Source organism: Undibacterium sp. TJN25, from assembly GCF_049339885.1.
Taxonomy (GTDB): domain Bacteria; phylum Pseudomonadota; class Gammaproteobacteria; order Burkholderiales; family Burkholderiaceae_D; genus Undibacterium.
Window position 1 is genome coordinate 470,460 of sequence record NZ_JBMPPM010000002.1, and the last position, 19,956, is coordinate 490,415.

At 54.2% G+C, this 19,956-nt stretch carries 16 protein-coding genes and 1 tRNA gene; 13 read left to right on the plus strand and 4 right to left on the minus strand.

What is annotated here, in order from left to right:
* The first annotated feature begins 199 nt into the window (after positions 1–199).
* From ACO0LO_RS05855 to lon, 5 genes are all read left to right on the plus strand, one after another.
* Positions 200–286, plus strand: a tRNA-Leu gene (locus ACO0LO_RS05855).
* A gap of 29 nt (positions 287–315) precedes the next feature.
* Entirely contained in the window at positions 316–1,662 is a 1,347-nt protein-coding gene (gene tig / locus ACO0LO_RS05860) for a trigger factor (RefSeq protein ID WP_422963263.1), read from the plus strand.
* A 16-nt stretch (positions 1,663–1,678) separates the two neighbouring features.
* Entirely contained in the window at positions 1,679–2,305 is a 627-nt protein-coding gene (gene clpP, locus ACO0LO_RS05865; RefSeq protein ID WP_394781559.1) for an ATP-dependent Clp endopeptidase proteolytic subunit ClpP, read from the plus strand.
* Positions 2,306–2,581: 276 nt separating this feature from the next.
* The gene (clpX, locus tag ACO0LO_RS05870) at positions 2,582–3,853 is read left to right on the plus strand and encodes an ATP-dependent Clp protease ATP-binding subunit ClpX (protein ID WP_422963264.1); all 1,272 of its coding nucleotides are present in this window, start codon (positions 2,582–2,584) and stop codon (positions 3,851–3,853) included.
* 210 nt (positions 3,854–4,063) lie between these two features.
* On the plus strand, positions 4,064–6,475 hold the full coding sequence (gene lon, locus ACO0LO_RS05875) for an endopeptidase La (RefSeq protein ID WP_422963265.1): 2,412 nt from the start codon (positions 4,064–4,066) through the stop codon (positions 6,473–6,475).
* Between the two features lie 200 nt (positions 6,476–6,675).
* Here lon and lexA read toward each other — a convergent pair whose 3' ends face one another.
* A complete protein-coding gene (gene lexA / locus ACO0LO_RS05880; protein ID WP_422963266.1) occupies positions 6,676–7,335 on the minus strand; it encodes a transcriptional repressor LexA in 660 nt (219 codons plus the stop codon).
* A 333-nt stretch (positions 7,336–7,668) separates the two neighbouring features.
* Between lexA and rpsF the strand changes: the two genes are divergently transcribed.
* The 7 genes from rpsF (at position 7,669) to ACO0LO_RS05915 (ending at position 12,638) form a co-directional block, all read left to right on the plus strand.
* On the plus strand, positions 7,669–8,037 hold the full coding sequence (gene rpsF, locus ACO0LO_RS05885; RefSeq protein ID WP_188564269.1) for a 30S ribosomal protein S6: 369 nt from the start codon (positions 7,669–7,671) through the stop codon (positions 8,035–8,037).
* Positions 8,038–8,078: 41 nt separating this feature from the next.
* Entirely contained in the window at positions 8,079–8,372 is a 294-nt protein-coding gene (gene priB, locus ACO0LO_RS05890; RefSeq protein WP_422963267.1) for a primosomal replication protein N, read from the plus strand.
* 13 nt (positions 8,373–8,385) lie between these two features.
* Positions 8,386–8,670, plus strand: coding sequence for a 30S ribosomal protein S18 (gene rpsR, locus ACO0LO_RS05895; RefSeq protein WP_188564267.1), 285 nt, complete (start codon positions 8,386–8,388; stop codon positions 8,668–8,670).
* A 28-nt stretch (positions 8,671–8,698) separates the two neighbouring features.
* The gene (rplI, locus tag ACO0LO_RS05900) at positions 8,699–9,151 is read left to right on the plus strand and encodes a 50S ribosomal protein L9 (protein ID WP_422963268.1); all 453 of its coding nucleotides are present in this window, start codon (positions 8,699–8,701) and stop codon (positions 9,149–9,151) included.
* 245 nt (positions 9,152–9,396) lie between these two features.
* Positions 9,397–10,785, plus strand: a complete 1,389-nt coding sequence (locus ACO0LO_RS05905; RefSeq protein WP_422963269.1) for a replicative DNA helicase — start codon at positions 9,397–9,399, stop codon at positions 10,783–10,785.
* 107 nt (positions 10,786–10,892) lie between these two features.
* Complete coding sequence (locus ACO0LO_RS05910; protein WP_394781153.1) at positions 10,893–11,519, plus strand: DUF47 domain-containing protein; 627 nt, start codon at positions 10,893–10,895, stop codon at positions 11,517–11,519.
* 111 nt (positions 11,520–11,630) lie between these two features.
* The gene (locus tag ACO0LO_RS05915; RefSeq protein WP_422963270.1) at positions 11,631–12,638 is read left to right on the plus strand and encodes an inorganic phosphate transporter; all 1,008 of its coding nucleotides are present in this window, start codon (positions 11,631–11,633) and stop codon (positions 12,636–12,638) included.
* 178 nt (positions 12,639–12,816) lie between these two features.
* On the opposite strand, the gene ACO0LO_RS05920 is transcribed toward ACO0LO_RS05915, so the two are convergent.
* Positions 12,817–13,248 carry a hypothetical protein gene (locus ACO0LO_RS05920; protein ID WP_422963271.1) on the minus strand — a complete coding sequence of 144 codons (432 nt, stop codon included), beginning with the start codon at positions 13,246–13,248 and terminating at the stop codon, positions 12,817–12,819.
* Between the two features lie 447 nt (positions 13,249–13,695).
* Here ACO0LO_RS05920 and ACO0LO_RS05925 point away from each other — a divergent pair, with 447 nt between their 5' ends.
* Entirely contained in the window at positions 13,696–16,752 is a 3,057-nt protein-coding gene (locus tag ACO0LO_RS05925) for a hypothetical protein (RefSeq protein ID WP_422963272.1), read from the plus strand.
* Positions 16,753–16,800: 48 nt separating this feature from the next.
* Here ACO0LO_RS05925 and ACO0LO_RS05930 read toward each other — a convergent pair whose 3' ends face one another.
* Positions 16,801–18,888 (minus strand): M13 family metallopeptidase, encoded by a 2,088-nt coding sequence (locus tag ACO0LO_RS05930; RefSeq protein ID WP_422963273.1) that lies wholly within the window; start codon positions 18,886–18,888, stop codon positions 16,801–16,803.
* A gap of 297 nt (positions 18,889–19,185) precedes the next feature.
* The gene (locus ACO0LO_RS05935; RefSeq protein WP_422963274.1) at positions 19,186–19,944 is read right to left on the minus strand and encodes a LytR/AlgR family response regulator transcription factor; all 759 of its coding nucleotides are present in this window, start codon (positions 19,942–19,944) and stop codon (positions 19,186–19,188) included.
* Positions 19,945–19,956: the final 12 nt, after the last annotated feature.

The following is a 19,956-nucleotide window of genomic DNA, read 5'->3' on the forward strand; positions in this document are numbered from 1 at the left end:
CGCAAGCCCCGCATGCTTTACTGAAAGAAAACGGTATAAACGGTTCTCCCCGTCAATTAAATTGCAATTTACTATGAAAAAAACGAGACACGCCCAAGTAAAATCCAGTAGAATACGCGGCTGGGGTTGATATGCCACATACGATAGTTTTGGGCGACACTTGATTTTCGGGTCGCCCTTTGCTTTTGTGCTAATTCCCGCGAGGATGGCGAAATTGGTAGACGCACCAGGTTTAGGTCCTGACGCCAGCAATGGTGTGGGGGTTCGAGTCCCCCTCCTCGCACCACAGATTCCTTTTATATTTGGACGATTTTCATGGCAACTGCAGTCGAAACTTTAGATAAATTAGAGCGCCGTCTTACTATTTCTTTCCCGATCGCAGAAGTGCAGTCCGAGGTAGAGAAACGTTTGAAAGTGCGTGCCCGCACGGCGAAAGCACCGGGCTTCCGCCCAGGCAAAGTGCCAATGAAAATGGTTGCCGCCCAGTTCGGCTACCAGGTTGAGACTGAAGTGCTGAACGACAAAGTCGGCCAGGCATTCAACCAGGCTGCCAACGAAAACAACCTGCGCGTAGCAGGCTTTCCGCGCATCGAGCCTAAAACCAGCGAAACAGTCGCGGAAGGCAATGTCGCTTTCGACGCTACTTTCGAGGTGTATCCTGAGTTCACAGTCGGCGATCTGGCCGGCGTGGAAGTTGAACAGATCAAAGGCGAAGTCAGCGACGTGGAAATCGACAAGACGATCGATATCCTGCGCAAGCAACGCGTGCACTACCATGTAAAAGGCGAGCAGGGCGCGCATGGCGACGGCGGCGAACAAGCTGCGCAAAACGGCGACCGCGCTACTGTAGATTTCACAGGCAAGATCGACGGCGTTGAATTCGCCGGCGGCAAAGCTGACGATTTCGCATTCGTGCTCGGCGAAGGCCGCATGCTGCCTGAATTTGAAACAGCCACACTGGGCCTGAAAGTCGGCGAAAGCAAAACTTTCCCGCTGTCCTTCCCGGAAGACTATCACGGCAAGGATGTCGCAGGAAAAACTGCTGAATTCACGATCACGCTGAAACAGCTGGAATGGGCGCATTTGCCTGAAGTGGATGCAGAATTCGCCAAGATGCTGGGCATCACGGATGGCGACCTGTCCAAAATGCGCACCGACATCAAAGAAAACCTCGAACGCGAAGTCAAAGGCCGAGTCAAGGCGAAGACTAAAGACAGCGTGATGGATGCTCTGGTCAAGGCCGTTGAATTTGACGTGCCTAAAACCCTGGTAGAGCAGGATGGCCAGCGTCTGGCTGAAATGACGCGCGAAGACATGAAGCAGCGCGGCATGAACGTGAATGATGTACCATTCCCGCCTGAACTGTTTGCTGCGCAAGCTGAACGCCGTGTACGCCTGGGTCTGATCCTGGCTGAGCTGGTCAAGGCCAATAACCTGCAAGCAACTGCAGAACAGATCAAGGCCCAGGTAGAAGATTTCGCCCAGAGCTACGAAGATCCGCAACAGGTAGTTAAATACTACTATAGCGATCGTAGCCGTCTGGCTGAAGTCGAAGCCCTTGTATTAGAAGAAAACGTCGTTACTTATGTGCTGGGTAAATCGAAGGTGACAGAAAAAGTTCTGCCTTTCGACGAATTAATGGGTAACAACGCGCAAGCTTAACAATTAAGGAAATCACATGTCAGGCATCATCCACAATTCTGCATTAGAAACCAACATGCTAGGCATGGTGCCAATGGTTATTGAGCAAAGCGGCCGTGGTGAGCGTGCATACGACATCTACTCCCGCCTGCTGAAAGAGCGTGTGATTTTTCTGGTTGGCCCGGTCAATGACCAGGCTGCCAACCTGATCGTGGCGCAATTGCTGTTCCTGGAAAGTGAAAATCCTGACAAGGATATTTCGCTGTACATCAACTCTCCCGGCGGTTCGGTTTCTGCCGGGATGGCAATTTACGACACCATGCAGTTCATCAAGCCTGATGTTTCGACGCTGTGTACCGGTCTGGCTGCATCGATGGGAGCTTTCCTGTTGGCTGCCGGCGCCAAAGGCAAACGCTTCTCCTTGCCTAATTCACGCATCATGATCCATCAGCCGCTGGGTGGGGCGCAAGGTCAGGCTTCGGATATCGAAATCCAGGCTCGTGAAATTCTGTATCTGCGTGAACGCCTGAATGCCATGCTGGCTGAAAAAACCGGCAGGAGCATCGAGCAGATCGCCAAGGATACCGATAGGGACAATTTCATGTCCGCAGATGCGGCCGCTGAATATGGCCTGATCGACAAGGTGCTGACACATCGCGCCTGATCCTTGTATCGGGATTACACCCGATCGTTGAAATAATAAAAAACGCCCGCACTTTAAAGGTCCGGGCGTTTTATTTATTGTGCTCTATAATCTGGCTTGTGAATATGCACTAAATCAATTCAAGGCTGCTGAAAAATTGCTCTGGCATGACGGCCAGGCCGGCCGGGCCAATTTTTCAAAGCCTTGTCTCTATTGTTGGCGGACAAAAATAAGTTCGATGACGGATTGTGAATTTGCAGGTAATATCAAACCCATTTCTGTTTAATTATTCGTACCATGCCCGATAAAAAATCCTCCACTGGCGAAAAGCTGCTCTATTGCTCCTTCTGTGGCAAGAGTCAACATGAGGTAAAAAAACTGATTGCAGGTCCGTCGGTTTTCATCTGTGACGAATGCATCGATTTGTGCAATGACATTATCCGTGACGAAGTGGCAAGCCTGGATTCCATTTCCAGCCCGCGCACGGAGTTGCCGACTCCTCTGGAAATTACCGAACTGCTGGATCAGTATGTGATCGGCCAGCCAACGGCCAAGCGCATCCTGGCGGTAGCGGTATACAACCACTACAAACGCCTGAAGCACCTCGGTAAAAAAGACGACGTAGAACTGGCCAAGAGCAATATCTTGCTGGTAGGTCCTACAGGTTCCGGTAAGACTTTGCTGGCGCAAACACTGGCCCGCATGCTGAATGTGCCTTTTGTTATTGCCGATGCAACAACATTGACCGAAGCCGGCTATGTGGGCGAGGACGTTGAAAACATCATTCAGAAATTGTTGCAAAATTGCAATTATGAAGTGGAGCGTGCACAAAAAGGCATTGTCTATATTGATGAAATCGACAAGATTTCCCGTAAATCGGACAATCCGTCGATCACCCGCGACGTTTCCGGCGAAGGCGTGCAGCAGGCCTTGCTGAAGCTGATCGAAGGTACGATGGCTTCCGTGCCGCCACAGGGTGGACGCAAGCATCCGAACCAGGATTTCATCCAGATCGACACGACCAATATCATGTTTATCTGCGGCGGCGCGTTTGATGGCCTTGCCAAGATCATTTCAGACCGCTCGGAGCGCAGCAGCATCGGCTTTTCGGCCAGCGTGAAGAGTTCGACAGAAAAGAGCGCCAGCGAGATCATGCAGGATGCAGAGCCGCAAGATCTGATCAAGTTCGGCCTGATCCCTGAACTGGTAGGCCGTTTGCCTGTTATCGCCACGCTCAATGAGCTGGACGAGGCTGCGCTGATCCAGATCCTGATCGAGCCGAAAAATGCATTGCTCAAGCAATATTCCAAATTGCTGGAAATGGAAGGCTCGGAACTGGAAATCCGTCCGGCCGCACTGCACGCGATTGCCAAAAAAGCGATAGCGCGCAAAACCGGCGCCCGCGGCCTGCGTTCCATCCTGGAGCATGCGCTGCTGGACATCATGTTTGAACTGCCAAGCCAGCAGAATGTCGCCAAAGTGGTCATCGATGAAAACATGATCACCAATGGCGCCAAGCCCTTGCTTATCTACCATGAACAACCGAAGGTTTCGGGTGGGAAATCCTGATTTTCAATAAACTGAGGGGGATGGCAAGCTTGTCCCCCCTGTTTGCTGGAATCGCAGTACAATTTAAGCACATAAAAATTTTCTAGCTTCAATCGAAAAGCTACCGGAGAAGCCTCTGTGTGGCTTTTTTTTATTGTTTTTTAGCATGACGGGCTTGAGTTTCCGCCTAGTGCGCCAATCTACGAATAGAAATTTTGAATAAGGTGCGCCATGACAACTACTACAATCACTGAACAAACCGAATTGCCCTTGTTGCCGTTACGCGATGTTGTCGTATTCCCGCACATGGTCATCCCGCTCTTCGTTGGCCGTCCCAAGTCTATCAAGGCGCTGGAAGCTGCGATGGACCAGGGTAAGAGTATCATGCTGGCAGCGCAAAAAGCCGCAGCCAAGGATGAGCCTTCTGCCGACGATATCTACGAAATCGGCTGTATCGCCAACATTTTGCAAATGTTGAAATTGCCTGACGGCACCGTCAAGGTGCTGGTAGAAGGCGCTCAGCGTGCACGCATCCACAAGATCACCGAAACCGAATCCCATTTCATCGCGGACCTGACACCGGTTGCGCTGGAAGAGGGCGACGATTCCGAGGTTGAGGCCATGCGCCGCGCGATCGTCCAGCAGTTTGACCAGTACGTCAAACTGAACAAAAAAATCCCGCCTGAAATTTTGGCTTCCCTGGCTGGAATCGACGACGCCGGCCGCCTAGCCGACACCATCGCGGCGCATCTGCCGCTGAAACTGGAGCAGAAGCAGGTCATCCTGGAGATTTTCAGTGTCGCCAAGCGCCTGGAGCATCTGCTCGGCCAGTTGGAAGGTGAGCTTGATATCCTGCAAGTGGAAAAACGCATCCGTGGCCGCGTCAAGCGCCAGATGGAAAAGTCCCAGCGCGAGTACTACCTGAACGAGCAGGTCAAGGCTATCCAGAAAGAACTTGGTGAAGGCGAAGAAGGTGCCGACATTGACGAGCTGGAGAAGAAAATTATCGCTGCCAAGATGCCTAAAGAGGCGCGCGACAAGGCTCAGAATGAACTGAAGAAACTGAAGATGATGTCGCCGATGTCTGCGGAAGCAACCGTCGTGCGCAATTACATCGACACCATCGTCAATTTGCCGTGGAAGAAAAAATCCAAGGTCAATAATGACCTGACCAATGCCGAGAAGGTGTTGGAAGATGACCACTATGGTCTGGATAAGGTTAAAGAACGCATCCTGGAATATCTTGCCGTGCAACAGCGCGTGGACAAGCTGAAGGCGCCTATCCTGTGTCTGGTAGGTCCTCCCGGCGTCGGCAAGACATCGCTGGGCCAGTCCATTGCCCGCGCCACGAACCGCAAGTTCGTACGCATGGCATTGGGTGGCGTTCGCGACGAGGCCGAGATTCGTGGTCACCGCCGCACCTATATCGGTTCCATGCCCGGCAAGATTTTGCAAAGCCTGTCCAAGGTAGGCGTGCGTAATCCTTTGTTCCTGCTGGATGAAGTAGACAAGATGGGCGCCGATTTCCGTGGCGATCCTTCGTCCGCTTTGCTGGAGGTGCTGGATCCTGAGCAGAACCACACTTTCTCAGACCACTATATCGAGGTGGATTTCGATCTGTCCGATGTGATGTTCGTGGCGACGTCCAACTCATACAACATCCCGCCGGCTTTGCTGGACAGGATGGAAGTAATACGTTTGTCGGGTTACACCGAAGATGAAAAAACCAGCATTGCGCAACGTTATCTGCTGCCGAAGCAAATCAAGAACAATGGTTTGAAGGAAGAAGAGATCAGCGTTTCGGAAGGTGCATTGCGCGACATCATCCGTTACTACACGCGGGAAGCCGGTGTGCGTTCGCTGGAGCGTGAAATCTCCAAGATCTGCCGCAAAGTCGTCAAGATGCTGCTGCTGAAGAAAAGCGATAAGAAAGCGATCATCAGTTCCAAAAACCTGGATAAATTCCTGGGCGTGCGCCGTTATGATTTCGGCGTGGCAGTCAAGGACAACCAGGTTGGCCAGGTAGTTGGTCTGGCGTGGACTGAAGTTGGCGGCGATCTGCTGACGATCGAGGCTGTGTCGATGCCGGGTAAAGGCGGCGTCATACGCACCGGTACCCTGGGCGACGTCATGAAGGAGTCGATCGAAGCGGCCCGCACCGTTGTCCGCAGCCGCGCCAAGCGTCTGGGCATCAAGGCTGAGGTGTTTGAGAAGAGCGATATCCATATCCACGTGCCGGAAGGCGCGACGCCGAAAGACGGTCCATCGGCAGGTATTGCGATGACAACGGCGCTGGTATCGGTGTTCACGGGCATCCCTGTGCGCGCAGACGTGGCAATGACGGGTGAGATCACCTTGCGCGGCGAAGTCCTGCCTATCGGCGGCCTGAAAGAGAAGCTGCTGGCAGCTCATCGCGGCGGCATCAAGACCGTGCTGATTCCGGAAGAAAATGCCAAGGATCTGGCCGAGATTCCGGACAACGTCAAAAACAAACTGGAAATCATCCCGGTGCGCTGGATAGACAAGGTCCTGGAAATTGCGCTGGAGCGTCAGCCGGTAGAGCTGGTGGAAGAGGAGGTGCCGGTCGCAGCGGCTGCTGCCAAGACCGACGGCCAGGTAGATACCGGTGTTGTAAAGCACTAAGAACTTCGTCTCATGCAAAAACGCCCCGAATAAAAATCGGGGCGTTTTTTTTATTGGAGGCTAGTCGGCATGTGCGATTGACCTTCTTGGCTTTGCTGTCTGGATGGGCCAGAGCTTAAATTAGTGATGTTTGTTCACCGTTTTTATGAAGTTCTCCCGGATTGCGCTGCGCTCTTTCCGGGCTACCTATGGCGGCGGATTTAGGTCCACGCCCTCACCAGGCCAACGGCAAGGCCTTCCAGTGAAAAATCCTCGTCCTGCTCGCCGACCTTGATGTTCGGATAATCCGGATTTTCCGCCAGCAGTTCAATAATGGAGCCGGTACGCTTGTAGCGTTTGACGGTAACATCTTCACCCAGGCGGGCGACCACGATCTGGCCGTTCTTGGCCTGGTCGGATTTTTTTACCGCCAGCAAATCGCCATCCAGGATGCCGGCGTCGCGCATCGACATGCCTCGCACCTTCAGCAGGTAATCCGGCGTTGCGGAAAACATCGCCGGGTCTACCGCGTAGGTTTTGTCCACGTGTTCTTCCGCCAGTATCGGCGAGCCGGCGGCAACGCGGCCTATCAGCGGCAGGCTCAGCTGCATCAGCGCGGGGTGGGGCAGTGCCAATTGCATCCCTGACGTGCGGCTGCTGTCGTGCGCCGATTCGCGCAGGCGTATGCCGCGCGATGTACCTGGGGCTATGTCTATTGCCCCCTTGCGCGCCAGCGCCTGCAGATGCTCTTCCGCTGCATTGGTGGAGCGAAAGCCCAGCTCATTGGCGATCTCGGCACGGGTGGGTGGGAAGCCGGTGTTCTGGATGGCGTCCTTGATCAGCGTCAATATCTGTTCCTGGCGTGCAGTAAGTTTTAGCATGTGGTTTCTCTGATGTAGGGCTGACTGGGCTGGTGTACATAAATACAGGCTGCTTATATGCTCAGCCTGTATTTTTGTACAGTATAGCGCAAAATATAGTTATAAACGCAAGCCTTGGCTGTGAAAATTCTGAAAAAAGCACAGAAACTACGAAAAAGACGGCCGGGCCGATGAACTGAAATGGCCGCTGCCGCGATCCGCCCGGAGGTAAAGGGAACAAGTGGCTGAAACTATTGAACAATTTGGCAAAACCGGGTATAGTCGTGGGCTTTCCTCTTCCCGCACTCGTCTTGACGCCGAGGCGGGCTATTTTATTGTCCACAAGGAGAATATATGCGTCATTATGAAATCGTATTTATCGTACACCCGGATCAAAGCGAGCAAGTGCCTGCAATGATCGAACGCTACAAAGCCAGCGTTACAGCCCGCAACGGTCAAGTTCACCGTGTGGAAGACTGGGGCCGCCGTCAACTCGCCTACATGATCCAGAAGCTGGCGAAAGCTCACTATGTTTGCATGAACATCGAGTGCGACGCTGAGACTTTGCTTGAGTTGGAAACAGCATTCAAATTCAATGATGCCGTTCTGCGCCACCTCACAGTAAAAATGAAAAAAGCTGAAACAGCTCCTTCGCCAATGATGAAAGCAGTACAGAAGGAAGATGCTGCCAAGACTTCACGCGTTGAAGCGCCTGCAGCTTAATTCATTCGTATTTGACCTGTTAGAGGACGCAACAGAAATCAGTGAACCAGCTTAGAGTCGTTGCCAGTATTGCGGAAAAAGGTGTGTTGCGTTATACGCCGGCCGGAATTCCGATAGCTTCAGCAATATTGATGCATAGCTCGCAGCAGATGGAGGCCAACACCAGCCGCCTGGTCGAATTTGAAATATCCGCAATAGCTGCGGGTGAAATCTCAAAACGATTCATGGACATAGAGTTGGGCGTCGTCATGGCATTCACGGGTTTTTTGTCGCGCAAGAACCGCAATAGCAAAAGCCTCGTATTTCACATCGTTGAATTCGAAGCTACCACCTGATTAGGAGCCAAAAATGGCATTCGGTAAAAAATTTGATAAAAGCAAGCTGAAACAAAAGCGTCAGCAACAAAATCCACTGTTCAAGCGTAAAAAATTCTGCCGCTTCACCGCTGCACACGTAGAACAAGTTGATTACAAAGACATCGACACACTGAAAGACTTCGTGCAAGAAAACGGCAAAATCATGCCAGCACGTCTGACAGGTACTAAAGCCCTGTATCAACGTCAAGTTGACACAGCAATCAAGCGCGCACGCTACCTCGCGTTGCTGCCATACACTGATCTGCACACAGCGTAATTGACGGCTGAACGTTTAGGAGAAAAATATGCAAGTTATTCTGATTGATAAAGTCGTTAATCTCGGCAACCTGGGTGATGTAGTTCGTGTAAAAGACGGCTACGCTCGCAACTTCCTGATCCCGCAACGCATGGCTCGCCGTGCGACTGCTGCAGCGATTGCTGAATTCGAAGCAAAACGCGCAGACCTGGAAAAAGCAGCCGCCGAAAAATTGGCAGCCGCTGAAAAACAAGGCGAAAAACTGAGCGGTCTGACCGTTCAGATTTCTCAAAAATCCGGTGTTGACGGCCGTTTGTTCGGTTCCGTGACTAACCACGATATCGCTGAGGCCCTGACCAAACAAGGTTTCGCAGTTGAAAAATCACAGATCCGTATGCCTATGGGTCCACTGAAAACTACTGGCGATCATCCTGTTTCTGTTGCTCTGCATACAGACGTAGTGGTTGAAGTGACTGTTTCCGTAGTAGGCGAGCACGCTTAATACGTAGCGTCATTGCTGAAAAAAAGCCGGGTTCGCCCGGCTTTTTTTGTGTGCGTCTGTGTCATTTTTATACTTGATATGGCCGGTGCATTGAGTTGGCAGCTTGCCTGGTTGCTAATTTATTTTTAAAATAATTTGGATGATTATCCGGATGCCCGGGGCGTTGTGCTTTATTCGATACAAAGGGGCATTTTGCCTCTGCGTCGAGTTCTTTTCAAATTGAATTAGCAGGTATAATGCGCGCCATGAAAGCTCCTTCCGATCCGCAACTCGATTCCATCCGCGTACCCCCGCATTCCATAGAAGCAGAGCAGTCAGTGCTTGGCGGTTTGCTGCTGGATAACGCCGCGTGGGACAGGATCGCGGATTTCATCCGGGAAGATGATTTTTACCGCTACGATCACCGCATCATCTTTGCGTGCATGGTCAAGCTGATCAACAGCTCCAAACCCGCCGACGTAATCACCGTATTTGAAGCGCTTACAGGCATCGGCAAGGCCGACGACGCAGGCGGCCTGAGCTACCTGAATGCGCTGGCGCAGAACACGCCTTCGGCGGCCAATATCCGCCGCTATGCAGAAATCGTGCGCGACCGCGGCGTGCTGCGCAAGCTGATTACCGTGGCCGATGAAATTGCCGGCAATGCGTTCAATCCGCAGGGCAAGGAAGTCAAGCAGATGCTGGACGATGCGGAATCCAAGATCTTCGCGATCGCGGAAGAGGGCGCGCGCGGCGCGCAGGGCTTTACCGCGATCCAGCCGCTGCTGACGCAGGTGGTGGAGCGCATCGATGAACTCTACAACCGCGACCACACCAGCGACATTACCGGCGTGCCTACGGGCTTTAACGACCTGGACCGCATGACGTCCGGCCTGCAGCCCGGCGACCTTATCATCGTTGCCGGACGCCCCTCAATGGGCAAGACCGCATTCTCCATCAATATCGGTGAAAACGTCGCCATCGACAGCGGCTTGCCGGTTGCCGTCTTTTCGATGGAAATGGGCGGCGCCCAGCTGGCGATGCGTATGCTGGGCTCAGTAGGTCGCCTGGACCAGCACCGGCTGCGTACCGGCCGCCTGATCGATGAAGACTGGCCGCGCCTGACGCATGCGATCCAGAAGATGAACGACGCGCAGTTGTACATCGATGAAACGCCGGCGCTCAGTTCCATTGAGTTGCGCGCGCGTTCGCGCCGCCTGTCTCGCCAGTGCGGCAAGCTTGGTCTGATCATCATCGATTACTTGCAGCTGATGTCCGGTAACTCTGCCGGCGAAAACCGGGCAACTGAGATCTCCGAAATTTCACGGAACCTGAAAGGCCTGGCCAAGGAATTGCAATGCCCGGTGATCGCACTGTCGCAGCTGAACCGTTCGCTGGAGCAGCGGCCGAACAAGCGCCCCGTGATGTCCGATCTGCGCGAATCCGGCGCGATCGAACAGGATGCCGACGTCATCCTGTTCATCTACCGCGACCAGGTGTACAACCCCGATTCGCCGGACAAGGGAACCGCCGAGATTATCATCGGCAAGCAGCGTAACGGCCCGATCGGCAGCGTGCGCCTGACCTTCCTGGGCGAGTACACCAAGTTTGATAATTACACCGGCTCCTTGTCGGTATATGGCGATAATGAATAAAGTGCGGCATTTGCCGTAGTAGCAGTTTTCCGGGAGCCGTGCTGTCTTTGGCAAGCAAGCTCCGCAAAGTGTATGTTTTAGAATGTTCTATTTTCAGCGAGAAAAAAATGTTTGGACGATTGATGCCCACCGAGGGCAAGTTTTTTGACCTCTTCAACCAGCACGCAGAACTGTGTGTCAAAGGCGCGAAGGAAATGGTCGCACTGATGACTAATTTCGACGACCTTGAAAACCGCGTGCATGCGATCGAAGTCATAGAAAAACAGGCTGATACGGTCACCCATAACACGATAGAACTGCTGCATAAAACCTTCATCACTCCGCTGGACAGGGACGACATCCACAAGCTGATCACACGCATGGACGACATCCTGGATTTGCTGGAAGACGCCGGCCAGACCATTTCCCTGTACGACATCCGCGAGATCACGCCGGAAGCCAAGCGTCTGGCAGAACTGTGCCTGGCCTGCGCCGAAAAAGTAAAAGCGGCGGTAGCCCTGCTAAGCAATATGGATAACTCGCGCGAGATCCTGCTGATTTGCGAAGAAATAGACAGGCTCGAATCAGACGCCGACCATGTGATGCGCGCAGCGATGTCCAAACTGTTCCGCGACGAGCCGGACGTGCGCAACCTGATCAAGCTGAAGGCTATCTACGAAATCCTGGAGACCGTGACCGACCGTTGCGAAGATGTGGCCAACATCATCGAAGGCATCATCGTAGAAAACGCGTAAGCGGCGCTGTACTCATTGAAATGAGGCCGGACCCGGCAGTGCGCCGGACCGGCCGAAGTATTGACAAGCAAATGCGTCGCCCAAGAACGCAAAAACAAGAAGTGATACCCCATGCATACCCTCCAAATCAGCATTTATGTCCTCGTCCTGTTGATCGGCCTGGCATTGATATTTGATTTCATGAATGGCTTCCACGATGCTGCGAACGCCATTGCCACCGTTGTTTCCACCGGCGTGTTGAAACCGCAGACCGCAGTCGCGATGGCAGCCTTTTTCAACGTTGTCGCCATTTTCTTTTTCCACCTGAAGGTCGCCTCGACAGTCGGCACAGGTACCATTGATGCGTCCATCGTCGACCAATATGTGATCTTCGGCGCGCTGGTCGGGGCCATTTTCTGGAATCTGGTCACCTGGTATTTCGGCATCCCCTCGTCTTCGTCGCATGCGCTGATCGGCGGCCTGGTCGGCGCTGCGGTTGCCAAGTCCGGCACCAGCGCGCTGGTTTCCGAAGGCCTGATCAAAACCGTGACCTTTATCGTCATCTCGCCCTTGCTGGGTTTTGTGCTGGGCTCCTTGATGATGCTGATCGTCTCGTGGCTGTTTGTGCGTTCCACGCCGATGAAGGTAGACAAATGGTTCCGCCGCCTGCAACTGATATCGGCATCGATGTACAGCCTGGGCCATGGCGGCAACGATGCACAGAAAACCATGGGCATTATCTGGATGTTGCTGATCGCATCGGGCTACCTTGCCAAGGGCGATTCCTTGCCATGGTGGGTTATCACTGCCTGTTATGCCGCCATCGGCATGGGCACGCTGTTCGGCGGCTGGCGCATTGTCAAGACCATGGGACAAAAGATTACCAAGCTGAAACCAGTGGGCGGTTTCTGTGCTGAAACCGGCGGCGCGATTACGTTGTTCATTGCCAATGCAATGGGTGTGCCGGTCTCCACCACGCATACCATCACCGGCGCGATTGTCGGTGTCGGCTCCGCGCAGAAAATGTCGGCGGTGCGCTGGGGCGTCGCCAGCAATATCGTCTGGGCCTGGCTGCTGACGATACCCGCATCGGCTTTTGTCGCTGCGGTCGCTTGGTGGATAGGGAAACAGATCCTGTAAAGCAGGGGATGCTTGAAGGGGCAGATGAATGCCTCGCCTGTTAAAACGCCAACTGAAAAGTTGGCGTTTGTATTTGTATTTGTATTTCGCAGTTCAAAAAAATACGTAGATGCAAAGGATGCGCTCCGATAGAAAGTATTACGAAAAGTATTCAATGCCGCAGATTGCTGAAGATCATTCAGCGGAAGGCAATGGTCACAAGTTCTTCGCTGGAGACGCCGCTGCCTGCAATATTGGCCCGTGGAACCAGCATCAGCAGTTCTCCGCTGACATTGCCGTCATCATGCAGATCGACCCGCATTTTCAATTTTTCGTCCAGGGAAACAAAGGCATTGGGCGCAATAGCGACAATCTCATGTCTTTCCTGGTCTTCCATTTTGGCGTACATTTTGGTGCCTTTGCTGAAGACGGAAAAAGTTTTTCCGTTCGAAAGCATATAGGCACCCTGGTATTCCCGGTACTCGTTTGGCCACATCTTGTGGTAGTTGCTGGGAAGCGAGATCGGTTTTTCAATGCCGGCGATAGTGACCGTTTCGGTGTCGGGTGCGGTTTGTGCTATGGCTGCAATGGACAGCGCGTTCAGGATCAGGGCAAAAGCAAATTTTTTCATGATTTCTTTCCTCAAAAGGGTCGTTGAACAATACCTCTGTCGCATGTGGAAAATGGAAGCAAGCGATGCGTCTCTTTCTCAATCGGAACCAGCGTCGGTCCCGGTTTAAAAAACGTTTGGTCCATCAATGCAACACAAGAGATGTGAAAGGGCTGCCCGTGTACATTAAGGAAAGACGACTTGCAGATGGCTTACCGATTTGATTTTTTTCATATTTAAGCCACACCATGCAATCACTGCTGGCATCTCAACACTGATGAACTAGAATTCATTGCGGACCGTAGTAGCCTGATGGTGCACCAAGGGCATCAGCGAGGCCTGCGGCTGTTGCGGCAACAGGCGGATGCACGGACCATTGTGCGAGAGAATCTGTCGGCTGTGCATCATGGGCGTGCGCTCCAGAGTTGGCTTGGCGCCGCCGCCGGTCATAGTCACATTGAAAAAAAGATGGCATACGCCAAAATCAGTGTGCCGCGTTTTCGCGGCATCCTTCAGCGTTCCCGCATATTCAGCATACTCGATCAAATGAGCGATGCCGGCGGGATATGGGTGTCCAGCCCGCCGGGCGGAGGAAAGACCTCGCTGGTAGGCAGTTATCTCGAAGCCGACGATAGGCCGGTGCTCTGGTATCACCTGGACCGCAGCGATCGCGATCCTGCGAGTTTTTTTTCATGCTTTGACGACGCATTGGCGCAACTTTGCGAACGTGGGCTGGGTGCGTTCTGCAAATTTACGTCGGGGCAAATTCTCGACTTTCCACTTTTTTGTTCCAGCTATTTGCGCGAGGCCTACGAATATCTACCGGCCCGTTGCGCGATTGTGCTGGACGATTATCACCAGGCCGAGGGCGGGGCGCTGGAGCATTTTGTCAAGGCAGCCATCGCCGAAGCCCCTGCGGATGCCCGCGTGTTTATCACCAGCAGGACTCCGCCACCGTCTTTCCTGGCAAGGGAGCGCGCCAACCGGCGCCTTGGAGTAATCGACTGGGATGTGCTCAAGTTTGACACTGAGGAAATATCCGCCCTCTGCCTTGCAGCCGGCGTGCAGGTTAACGGCGATTTGCTCAATCAACTCACGCAAAAAACCCAGGGCTGGGCTGCCGGGCTGATCCTGTTGCTGGAAAGAGCAAAGGCGGGAAATCCGGCCGGCTGGTCGCTAGCGCCGGGACATTCTCCGGAAACCATCTTCAATTATTTTGCCGAAGAAATTTTCGCGCTGGAAAGCGCCAAGACGCAGGGGGTATTGATCTCGCTCGTATTCTTGCCGCAATACACACGGCAAGTAGCGGCGTATATGGCGGACGATCCTGCTGCAGCGGAGATAGTTGACGACTTATATAGCAGGAATTTTTTTACCGACAAGCGCAGCGGCGCAACAGAAACGTATCAATTTCACTCGCTGTTCCGCGAGTTCCTGCAAAGGAAGGCAAGGAGCATGTTATCTCCCGGCGAGCTCAGCCAATTGCAGAGAAAGTCCGCTATTGCCCTGGAGGGGGCGGGAGATTTTGATACGGCGATCGAGCTTTATCGCCTGCTGGAAGATTTTTCCGGAATAACGCATATTGTGTCGACCCAGGCGGAGCGCCTGTTTTCAGCAGGTCTGGAGGAAACTGTTTCCCGTTGGATGCTGCAGCTTCCTTTTGAGTGGATAGCGAAAAGTCCGGTACTGCAATACTGGTCGGCAAAAGCGGAAATTTTTTCCAACCCGCAGCATGCGCGGCGGTTAATGGAGCAAGCCTATCAGGGCTTTACCGCAGCCACGGATTTTCGTCACCAGATTGCCGCTGTCTCGGGCATTCTCCGCTGTTACGTAACGGAGGCCAGAGATTTTAAGGGAGCGGAGGCATGGGGAGAATGCCTGGAGAACCTGCTTGGCCGGTATGGCGCCGAGCTGCCGGTACCGCTGAAAGCGGAGGCAGTCTGCAGTCTGCTGTGCGTGCTGTCGCCGGCACAGCCGCAGCGCCCATCGTTGGACGGCCATGCTGAGCAACTGTCGTCGATGCTGCATGAGGAGCTGGCGCCGGACTTAAAAAATGCCATTGCCGGCTGCCTGCTCGACCACTACGCATGGCGGGGCCAGTTCTCCATCTGCGAAGAGTTACTGGCCCATGTACGGGCGCTGCCGATATTCCCCGAAACCGCCGTCGGCCTCGCGTGGCTTGGCATCGCCAAGCTGCATTACTTTGTCAGCGTCGCCAATTACCCTGACGCCAGGGCTGAATTTGAATCGCTCAGCCGGGCTATTCCAAACACCAGGCAATTTTTTCTCAGTGCTTCAGTCTACGTCAGCCATGTTCAGGCCTGTCTGGTGGCAGGCTGTTTGCAGGAAGCGGATGCGCTGATCGAGAAACTGGGACAGATGGTTGAGCCGCGCCGGAGTATGGATCTGATGATGACGCATTTTGTGAAGTCCTGGCGTTCCCTGCTGTACGGCGATCTGGCAAAAGCGAAGGCGGAAGCGGAGCGCATGCTGGTATTGCAGAAGGAATCAGGCGCCGGCAGAAGCCATGCCCTTGGGCTCGTCGCCCTGGCGACGATTAATGTGCTCGCCGGTGAATACGACGCCGTTGCCGACATGCTGAATGAGGGGCGCAGTCTTTTTCCCGGCATGGCCAATCCGTTGCTGGACTTTCATTTGCGTTTGCTGGAAGCATACCTGCAGCTTCATACCGGCCAGCGTGCGGCTTGCCATCAGTCGCTGGAGGCGGCATTTTCACTCGCCAGGCGCGAAGCTTTGCGCAATACCGTTTTCTGGGTGCCGGCACTGGTGGCGCCGCTATGTGCCGAAGCATTGGATGCCGGCATCGAGACAGAGTATGTGGCCCAGCTTATCCGGGGGCGGCAGCTGTTTCCTCCTGCCGGCAGCTACATGCCAGGCTGGCCCTGGCCGGTCGAGATACGCGCGCTGGGGAGTTTTGAAATAAGGATAGGCGGAGAACTGCTGCAGTTTACGCACAAGGCACAGCGAAAACCGCTGGAGCTTCTCAAGCTCCTGATTGCCCAGGGCGGCAGGAACGTCAGCGCCGAAAAAACCGCCGACGTCCTATGGCCGGATTCCGACGGCGACGCCGCACAGAGCTCATTCGATTCCACCTTGCACCGCTTGCGCAAGCTGCTGAGGCACGATGATGTCGTGATGCTGAGCGAGGGCAGGCTTTCGCTCAATCATTCACTGTGCTGGCTTGATATCTGGGCTCTGGACAGGCTGGCGGAAGAAGTCTCTGCATCGCCCTCCATAAAAAAACTTTCTGCACACGCGGCGCAGCTATTTCATATTTATCGCGGGCCCCTGTTTTCCGCCGATGCAGACTTGCCTGGGCAAAGCCAGGCGTCGAACGGCCACAGGAGCAAATTTGAGCGCTGCCTGATGGATTTATGCAGCATTTTCCAGTCTATGGGAAAGATGGGACTGGCAATAGAATTACTGGAGCAGGGGCTGGAGAATGATGCTGAAGTTAAATTGTTGCCGATGCTGTTGAGGGATTTGAAAAAACAGCTGCGATAGCAGGCAGGCTCAAACAAAAAAGCCCCCATTGCTGGGGGCCCAAGCTTGTTACCAGATGATGGTGCGCTTATCTTCCGGCACGAACATCTTGTCGCCTTCCTTCACGCCAAACGCAGCGTAGAAGCCGGGTACATTGGTCAGCGGGCCGTTGCCGCGGAACATGGCAGGCGAGTGTGGATCGACGTTGATCAGGCGTATGGTTTCCGCATCGCGTGCCTTGCCGCGCCATACCTGGCCCCAGCCCATGAACAGGCGCTGGTCGCCGGTAAAGCCGTCTATGACCGGTGCAGGCTTGCCGTTCAGCGAGATATGGTAAGCCTTGTAGGCAATCGCCAGGCCGGAATTGTCGGCGATGTTCTCGCCCAGCGTCAGTGCGCCGTTGACGTAGTACCCTGGGATAGGGCTATAGGCATTGTACTGGGCCACGAGGGCGCCCGTCAGCTTGCCGAAGTTGGTCTTGTCATCCTTGGTCCACCAGTCGCGCAGGTTGCCGGTGCCATCGGACTGGCTGCCGGAATCGTCGAAGCCGTGGCTGATTTCATGGCCGATGACCGCGCCTATGCCGCCGTAGTTGACGGCATCGTCCGCTTCAGGATTGAAGAAAGGCGGCTGCAGGATGGCGGCAGGGAACACGATCTCGTTCATGCGCGAGTTGTAGTAGGCGTTGACTGTCTGCGGGCTCATGCCCCATTCGGTGCGGTCCACCGGCTTGCCCAGTTTATCGAGCTGGCGCTGGTTTTCAAATTCGCGCGAGCGCATCACGTTGCCGACCAGGTCGTCCTTGCCGATGCTAAGCTTGCTGTAGTCGCGCCATTTGTCCGGGTAGCCGATTTTCGGCGTGAAGGCCGCCAGCTTTGCCAGCGCTTCCTTCTTGGTTTCCGGGCTCATCCATGTCAGCGTGGAGATGCTTTGCTTGTATGCGGTCAGCAGGTTGCCGACCAGTTCCTGCATACGCGCCTTGCTTTCGGCAGGGAAGTGCTTTTCCACATACAGCTGGCCCAGTGCCTGCCCCATGGATTCCTCTACACGGCCTACGCCGCGTTTCCAGCGCGGCTGCATCTCTGGGATGCCGCGCAGCGTGACACTGCTGAAGGCAAAGTCCTCATCGACAAAACGCTTGCTGAGGAAAGGCGCATACGCGTCCAGCGCATGCCATTTGAAATAGGCTTTCCATACATCGACAGGCGTATCTTGCAACACCTTGCCGAAGCCGCTGACAAAGCCGGGCTGGCGCACGATGACAAAATCGGCCTTGCCGCCCACGCCAGTCGCGGTCAGGAAGCCGTTCCAGTCAAAGCCGGGCAGCAACTGCTGCAGGCCTGCCACTTCGGTTTTGTTGTAAGTCTTGATCGGGTTACGGTTTTCCACCTTGGTCCATTGGATTTTGGCGAGTTCGGTTTCCAGCGCCAGAATGGCGGCCGCTGTTTTTTCCGGATTCGGCTGGCCGCTCATTTCCAGCATTTTTTTCATGTGCACCAGATAGGCGTCACGGAAGCCTTTCAGCTTGGCATCGTCATCTTTCAGGTAGTAATCGCGGTCGGGCAGGCCCAGGCCGCTTTGGTTCACATACACCGCGTAGCTGGTGGAGTTGCGTGCATCCTGGTTGATGCCGGTTTGCAGCGGCACTGAAATGCCCAGCTTGGCCAGTTGCGCCATCATCGCCGGCAATTCGTTTTTGCCGGACAGCTTGTCGATACGCGCGAACTCGGCTTGCAGGGGCTTGATATCCAGCGCGTCGGCGCGGGTTTCATCCATGAAGCTGTTGAACAGGTCGGCGATCTTCTTTTGACTGGAGCCTGCGGACAGACTGCTCTGATGCGCCAGGTCATTGATGATCTCGTACGACTGCTTCTCCGACAGGTCGCGCAACTGGTCAAATGCGCCGAAGCGAGCCTTGTCGGCAGGGATGGCCGTTGTATCCAGCCACTTGCCCGACATGTAACGGAAGAAGTCGTCTTGCGGGCGTACGCTGGTATCCAGCCATTGCAGGTCGATGCCGGAACTGCGCGCGGCCGCAGGGGCCGAACTGGAGGCTGCAGTAGCGACAGTCGCAGCGGCAGGCGCGGCCAGTGCGATGGTCGAAGCCGAGCTAGCGCATAAAGCCAGTACTGCGCTCGCAATCAATGAACGATGCATGCTTGTTTCCTTTATTGAAGAGGGAGGTGATATTTTTATCAGTGGCGGCCATGGTGCTGGTGCCGGCTGCTGTCAGAGTCAGATCAGTTTATATAGTTCCACATGGCAAACAACATTTCGAACTACGGTGCTGCCTGGCGTCTGTCGATACCGGCGTAAATAATGCCTGATATATTTATCTTATGTAAATAAATTTCCATGTGGTGATGCACAAAAGACTTAATTCGTAGCAAATATCATGCCTCCAGCCATAAAAAAATCCCGCGAGCGGGATTTTTGGGCGAAAGGCTTGCAGCTTCACATCTGCTTGAACAGGTGTACAAAGCTGCGGCTCACTTCCAGCTTCTCTGTCAACCCCTTGATCTGCACCAGATGCCGGCCGCGCAGGTCGCGCACCACGCCGGAAATGGCCTTGGCGTTCACCAGCGTAGCGCGGTGGATTTGCCAGAATAGTGCAGGGTCCAGTTCTTCCGCCAGGTCGCGCACCGGTTTGCGGATCAGCGCCTCATAGGTGGCGGTTTGCACCCGCGTGTATTTTTCGTCGGACTGGAAAAACAGGATGTCTTCAACCGGGATCAGCCGCAACTCCTGGCCTATCGACGCCTGTATCCATTGCAGGTAGTTGGCCTTGCCGCCTATACCCATCTGCTTGGCCAGCTGCGCCAGCATATTGCTCATGTCGTTAGGCTGGCTCTGGCTGGACATGCGGGCCTTCAGGCGTTCCACCGTGCGGGTCAAGCGCTCCACATCGGCGGGCTTCAGCACATAATCGACCGCGCCGTGGTCAAAGGCCTGGATTGCATACTGGTCGTACGCGGTGATAAAGACGATATGTGCCTTGGTGCCGATTTCCTTGGCGGCTTCCAGGCCGGTTTTTACCGGCATGCGGATGTCGAGGAAGGCAAAATCCGGCTGCAAGGTTTCCACCAGTTGCACGGCTTCTTCGCCGTTCTTGGCTTCTTCCAGGATGTCCAGTTCCGGCCACACCTGTTCCAGGCGCGACTTCAACTGGTCGCGCATCAATCGTTCGTCGTCGGCAAGTATCGCAGTAGGCATAGTGTCAGTGAT

Coding starts and splice junctions, on each gene's coding strand:
- tig (WP_422963263.1), top strand. CDS start 316: ATGGCAACTGCAGTCGAAACTTTAGATAAATTAGAGCGCCGTCTTACT.
- clpP (WP_394781559.1), top strand. CDS start 1,679: ATGTCAGGCATCATCCACAATTCTGCATTAGAAACCAACATGCTAGGC.
- clpX (WP_422963264.1), top strand. CDS start 2,582: ATGCCCGATAAAAAATCCTCCACTGGCGAAAAGCTGCTCTATTGCTCC.
- lon (WP_422963265.1), top strand. CDS start 4,064: ATGACAACTACTACAATCACTGAACAAACCGAATTGCCCTTGTTGCCG.
- lexA (WP_422963266.1), bottom strand. CDS start 7,335: ATGCTAAAACTTACTGCACGCCAGGAACAGATATTGACGCTGATCAAG.
- rpsF (WP_188564269.1), top strand. CDS start 7,669: ATGCGTCATTATGAAATCGTATTTATCGTACACCCGGATCAAAGCGAG.
- rpsR (WP_188564267.1), top strand. CDS start 8,386: ATGGCATTCGGTAAAAAATTTGATAAAAGCAAGCTGAAACAAAAGCGT.
- rplI (WP_422963268.1), top strand. CDS start 8,699: ATGCAAGTTATTCTGATTGATAAAGTCGTTAATCTCGGCAACCTGGGT.
- ACO0LO_RS05905 (WP_422963269.1), top strand. CDS start 9,397: ATGAAAGCTCCTTCCGATCCGCAACTCGATTCCATCCGCGTACCCCCG.
- ACO0LO_RS05910 (WP_394781153.1), top strand. CDS start 10,893: ATGTTTGGACGATTGATGCCCACCGAGGGCAAGTTTTTTGACCTCTTC.
- ACO0LO_RS05915 (WP_422963270.1), top strand. CDS start 11,631: ATGCATACCCTCCAAATCAGCATTTATGTCCTCGTCCTGTTGATCGGC.
- ACO0LO_RS05920 (WP_422963271.1), bottom strand. CDS start 13,248: ATGAAAAAATTTGCTTTTGCCCTGATCCTGAACGCGCTGTCCATTGCA.
- ACO0LO_RS05925 (WP_422963272.1), top strand. CDS start 13,696: ATGGCATACGCCAAAATCAGTGTGCCGCGTTTTCGCGGCATCCTTCAG.
- ACO0LO_RS05930 (WP_422963273.1), bottom strand. CDS start 18,888: ATGCATCGTTCATTGATTGCGAGCGCAGTACTGGCTTTATGCGCTAGC.
- ACO0LO_RS05935 (WP_422963274.1), bottom strand. CDS start 19,944: ATGCCTACTGCGATACTTGCCGACGACGAACGATTGATGCGCGACCAG.